A 5,012-nucleotide genomic window follows, 5' to 3' on the forward strand; every position below is an offset into this window, starting at 1 on the left:
TTAAAGATGGTATGACATATAGCTTTATTCATGACAGTATACAAAACTATTTCAGTGCGTGTTTTGTGAAGCGAACTACTGAAAAAAATTCTATGCGGTTTTATGAAAAAGCTAATAAATACTGGAAGGAATGGGGTGATGAGCTTGGTTTTTTATTTTACCTTGATGAGTATAGGTTTTACAAGTTTATGGTTATACCATCAATTGCTGCTATAACAGATATAAAAGAAACAAGTCTTTATGAATTAAAATCATTATCTTCCTTGTCACATGTAGCTATAAAAAGAATTTATTCAGGTTGCAATATCCTATTTGAACCAAGGAAAGAAGGTGGGTTTGAATACTATGCTAGTTATTATTACCCTACTGAGTCCTATACATGCCACTTTATATTTAATAATGCTGGATTTAGGATAACTAGCACTGATGTTGCACTTACTAAATATATTGACAATCTGCTTAAAATAGATGGTTCATTTAAAAAAAATCTTTTAAAAAATACTGAAAATAGATGGGATGGTAGTGATCGAATTTATCTCGACTTTTTTTCTATGTTAAGGAAGGGTTCATATGTAACAAACTTTTGTAATGTTATACATGGTTATACTCTGAATTTAATCAACAAAAAACTCAAGGCAGCATTTGAAGTGATTGAATTGGAAGAATCTAAAGAGGCTCTTTTTTAATGTTTACTTGGAGTAGGCTTAAAGCATTATCTACCGGGAAGATTGTGGCATCAACATCAATTTGGATTTTTATCGTCCCGGCTTTATTGAAAGTAATAAACTCAATGAATTATGATTTCACCGGTCATGATTTTGATGTTATTAATTTTCCTATAAGTTTATTAATATTGTATATGTCGGGAGTTTCTTTTTTTTTAGGGTCAATTATTTATTATTTGTTTTGCCCAAAAATTATTTTAAATTATGATTCCTATTCTAGTTACGAAGGTGATGGCGGTAATAACTATGCACTTGAGACGTATATAAAAGACTTAAAGGATAATGAAGCCAATACTTTGAAATCAGAGTTAATTGGTGCTGTTGGTGAAGTATCGGTTCAAGAGATTGATTCTGGAAGTGCTGTCCATATAACTATAGGGAAGGACTGTTTGGTTTTTAATTTTAATTCAGAAAAATTACGCGATGTATTCTGGGTAATTTATTTTTATTTTATGGAGAAACGACCATGGTCTATTTATATCTCCATGTTATTTCATGCTCTAGGGTTTATTGGGCTAGCATATATGTTTCTATATAACTTATGTATTGTTGCAATAGGAATTATATAAAAAAATAAAAAGATGAATGACTATGCTATCAGCATACAACCAGTTTTCCGCTGTGCGGATATTTTGGCAAATACCAATATATGGACTCACCTAATCCGTGGCTACAAGGGTCGCTCATTCGCATTCCTGAATTAGGTGGTTTAATGCCTGCATTTTTGGAATATATAAAATAAAGACTATTTATACCGTACAGTTATTGACAGAACTCCAAGGGGGCGGAAATCGGAATGCCTTGCAAAATTTCCCAGCTAAATGCGGAATCAGGGCAGGGGTTGAGGTTCATTTCCTGCCTGGTGGTGTAAAGGTCTACTACTAGATCATCAAATATTATCTCGGTACTATCGTCTTTCGGTTTCTGTTGGATCTTCCATGCATGAATTCTTGTAAACGCTTCTTCATGGATGGTCTGTATGCCAATAATCCGGTATCCGGTTGGTTCGCCGTATTTACCTGGTTTATCTGACCAGGCCATGATTATGGTTACGGGCTGATCTTTTCTACTGGCAGTCGGGCCAGCCATGATCTTTACAAATTCTGCCCAGTCTCCACTGTCGGCAGCCTGCCAGGCCTTTTTTAAGGTCTCATCACTTAGGTTGTCACCATTGCGAATCTTTCGTAGTTCACGCCATACAGTGACGGAGGGGCCGCCGATCTGTTGAAACTGGCGTATGTTCCAGGTGGATGCGTAGGCCTGTACCCGTTCGGCTCCTGATTGTGCATCATTGCCATTATTATCATGGTCGATACCGTACCCGTCTATATTCTTGGAGATGTACTTGGCAATATAACCGGCGGCTGATCCCTTGTTGGAGTCTATCGCCTTAATAACAAAACGGTGTTTTTCTGCACCTGGTTCGTTACCATCTACCTGTAAGCAATAGCGCTTGAATACCTCTCGTATATGTTTTCTATGTTCAGGTGGCATAAATACGACCATGTGCCAATGAGGAGTGCCATCATGTTGTGGTTCGGCTACACGCATACCACTGAGCTTGATACCATCACGATCCAGTTTGGAACGAATACGAGACCATACCTTGCACAGATATTTTTGTGCCTCTCGTGGGGTGGTGCCATCATATTTATCATTCTTTCTTGCTGGTCTTTTATGGAAGGCATGCATACGGCTTGGGCAGGTGATTGTATAGAAATCTCCAACGTGTCCTTTTACTTTGGCGATGATCTCAAACCCTGAGATACGCGCCATGAGTTCGGATCGACGTAATTTAGGGTTAGATACCGACAAATCAGCCAACTGGGATAGGGTGTATTCCTGACCGAGTTCATTAACTGCCATTAATTCATCTAACAGGGAGCGGTTGCGCTGCTTTTGATCTTTGTGCCGGTAGAAGTTCTCATTACTGATATAGGTTCCTGCCTGAATGTGTACCATGCCTAGATCAATGGCTATGGCCTCAATATCACGAGCATGTACTTTTCGTGTAGCTCTGCGCCACCAGTGTTCATCACACATACGGGCAATAGCACCGGTGAGATTGATGTTTTTATCTATTTGAGGTGCTGTAAGGCTAAATTTAGCGGTATATCGGCTGCATTTATCGTAAGCCTTCTCTAAATCATCGGTCGTTGCCTTGATTCGCATGCAGTCATAGGCTCGGTTTTTGGCAAACTGACGCAGGTAGTCATTATCACCAGCCAACCGGATCTTGAATCTCTTCATTTTATCTTCAAGATATAACAGATAGTGATTAGCGGTAAATCGTCCTTCTTTCTGGTAAATAGCAGAATACCGTCTGGCTATGGGTCGCCTAAAGTGAAAGGGTATGGCATTGATTTTGTCTTTTCTAAACGGGGTATCATGTGGGTGCCCAATGGATTCCAGGTATTCATCATTACGGAAGTGACCGGTGACTTTCGGTGAAGGTACCGGTGCTGACCGGTCAATACTGGTACTTTTTTGATTTATTCCTTGTGCGAGTACCGGTACTTTGACCGGTGGCGACCGGTGAGAACCGGTGCTTTCCTGATCTGTTTCATGAACGAGTACCGGGACAGGTACCAGGACTGACCGGTGGGTACCGGTACTTTTCTGATTTGTTTGATGTGTAATTACCGGTAATCATGCTATGCCGCCCATGTCACTGGTGGACATTCGGGTATTTGCGGAAATATAGCTTTCAAGATCACTCATGCGATAACGGACAGCCCGAGAGCCAATTTTTATGAAAGGGATTCTGGCACCGGCCCACCGGTCGCGTTCCAGGAAGGCCATGCTGACCCCTAAGAAGTCTGCGGCTGTTTTTGTGTTGAGTAGTGTGTTGTTCATATTTTGCTCCGTATTGAGAATGTAGGAGCAATTGTTGTTGATTTTATCTTAGGTTGGAATGTCGCTACTTAGAATCGGTATACCGCTACTAAGTATCGGTATATTTCCACTATATTACTGTCGAATGTATTTACAGTTTGTTAAAAAAACTGGTGTTTAAAAAGTTTATTTATGGGAAAGTCATATGGTATCAATGGGTTGGTCGCAATGGAATAAATATTGCTACTCTAACTAGATTAATTAATAGCAAAGGGAATATGTATGCTAAACGAAAATGCAATAATCAAAAAACCAATAACAAACACTCTGATATTGATCGCGCTAATCTGGCCTGCCATCACTACTGCAAGTGTAGTGCGCATGGAGACTATTTTGGGGGATATCAATATAGAGCTATACGATTCTGCTGCACCCTTAACTGTCTCCAATTTTATGAATTATGTAAATGATGGGGATTATTCTAATTCAATTATTCATCGCAGCGAACCAGGCTTTGTTATTCAAGGCGGTGGTTTTACTTTTGATGACAGTACAGGTAATCCAGGGGCTTTTGTGGCATTACCTCAGGATGCGCCTATTGTTAATGAATATGGGATTCCAAATACCCGTGGAACCATCGCTATGGCTAGACTGCATAGTAGTCCTGATAGTGCCACTAGCCAGTGGTTTATTAACCTGGTTGATAACACAGAGGTCTTAGGGTCTAGTAATAGTGGTGGTTATGCTGTCTTTGGTCAGGTGTTAGGTAATGGTATGGATATAGTTGATGCTATAGCCGGTTTGCCCACGTGGGGTGCGTATGGGGTATCTCCTAGCATACCAGTAGTTGATTTTAGCCCCTTTATAGGGTTTCAGTATGATGATTTGGTAATAGTTAATAGTATCTCGGTTGTACCGATACCGATTCCTGCTGCAATATGGTTGTTCGGTTCTGGATTGGTCGGCTTGATTGGTTTTTCTCGCAGACGTAAATAACGACAACACCAAAATTTATCATTCATTACTAGCCTGCCTTTGTGCAGGCTTTTTATTTTGGGAGTGTTTTTTTGAAATCTGCAATCCATTTTTCAAGGCGCTTAATGGCATTATCATCAGATAAGATATTGTGGTCTTTATCATCACGATTATCTTTTTTTGATAGATCGTTGTTCCAGATAAGTGTGGCTGCACGTAGATTGCTTTTATTACGGTGTCTCTTTATATAGATCTGGATTACTTTTTCCCTGAGTGGTTTAAAGTCCCCGATAGGGGATCCGTAAATCCCACGCCTTCAGGCGGCTGGGATAAGGTGCTATGCTTCAGTATATGCAGAACTATAAACACGGTGGCCACACGATTTGGGATTGTAAGTATCATCTTGTCTGGGTAACCAAGTATAGGTACGAGGTTCTTGAAGGAGATATTGGTCTAAGATGTCGAGAGTTATTACGA

6 protein-coding genes are annotated in these 5,012 nt (G+C 40.0%); 4 read left to right on the forward strand and 2 right to left on the reverse strand.

The window, feature by feature from the left end:
- Window positions 1-92 precede the first annotated feature (92 nt).
- On the forward strand, window positions 93-686 hold the full coding sequence (locus GXP22_07310; protein ID NOX09275.1) for a hypothetical protein: 594 nt from the start codon (window positions 93-95) through the stop codon (window positions 684-686).
- Window positions 686-1,294 carry a hypothetical protein gene (locus GXP22_07315; protein NOX09276.1) on the forward strand — a complete coding sequence of 203 codons (609 nt, stop codon included), beginning with the start codon at window positions 686-688 and terminating at the stop codon, window positions 1,292-1,294. The genes GXP22_07310 and GXP22_07315 overlap by 1 nt, the downstream gene beginning before the upstream one ends.
- 193 nt (window positions 1,295-1,487) lie before the next feature.
- Here the strand turns inward: GXP22_07315 and GXP22_07320 are convergent, their stop codons facing one another.
- Window positions 1,488-2,975 carry a replication endonuclease gene (locus GXP22_07320; GenBank protein NOX09277.1) on the reverse strand — a complete coding sequence of 496 codons (1,488 nt, stop codon included), beginning with the start codon at window positions 2,973-2,975 and terminating at the stop codon, window positions 1,488-1,490.
- A 399-nt stretch (window positions 2,976-3,374) separates the two neighbouring features.
- Window positions 3,375-3,581, reverse strand: a complete 207-nt coding sequence (locus GXP22_07325) for a helix-turn-helix domain-containing protein (protein ID NOX09278.1) — start codon at window positions 3,579-3,581, stop codon at window positions 3,375-3,377.
- A gap of 261 nt (window positions 3,582-3,842) precedes the next feature.
- Between GXP22_07325 and GXP22_07330 the strand changes: the two genes are divergently transcribed.
- Both GXP22_07330 and GXP22_07335 read left to right on the forward strand, forming a co-directional pair.
- Window positions 3,843-4,556: a peptidylprolyl isomerase gene (locus GXP22_07330; GenBank protein NOX09279.1), complete on the forward strand. Its 714-nt coding sequence runs from the start codon at window positions 3,843-3,845 to the stop codon at window positions 4,554-4,556.
- A gap of 330 nt (window positions 4,557-4,886) precedes the next feature.
- A partial coding sequence (locus GXP22_07335; GenBank protein NOX09280.1) for an IS200/IS605 family transposase occupies window positions 4,887-5,012 on the forward strand: 126 nt, incomplete at its 3' end.

Source organism: Gammaproteobacteria bacterium (assembly GCA_013151035.1).
Classification (GTDB): domain Bacteria; phylum Pseudomonadota; class Gammaproteobacteria; order JAADJB01; family JAADJB01; genus JAADJB01.

Bases quoted from the DNA above. Each gene is read 5' to 3' on its own strand.
- GXP22_07330 (NOX09279.1), top strand. From the start codon at position 3,843: ATGCTAAACGAAAATGCAATAATCAAAAAACCAATAACAAACACTCTG.
- GXP22_07310 (NOX09275.1), top strand. From the start codon at position 93: ATGCGGTTTTATGAAAAAGCTAATAAATACTGGAAGGAATGGGGTGAT.
- GXP22_07320 (NOX09277.1), bottom strand. From the start codon at position 2,975: ATGAAGAGATTCAAGATCCGGTTGGCTGGTGATAATGACTACCTGCGT.
- GXP22_07315 (NOX09276.1), top strand. From the start codon at position 686: ATGTTTACTTGGAGTAGGCTTAAAGCATTATCTACCGGGAAGATTGTG.
- GXP22_07325 (NOX09278.1), bottom strand. From the start codon at position 3,581: ATGAACAACACACTACTCAACACAAAAACAGCCGCAGACTTCTTAGGG.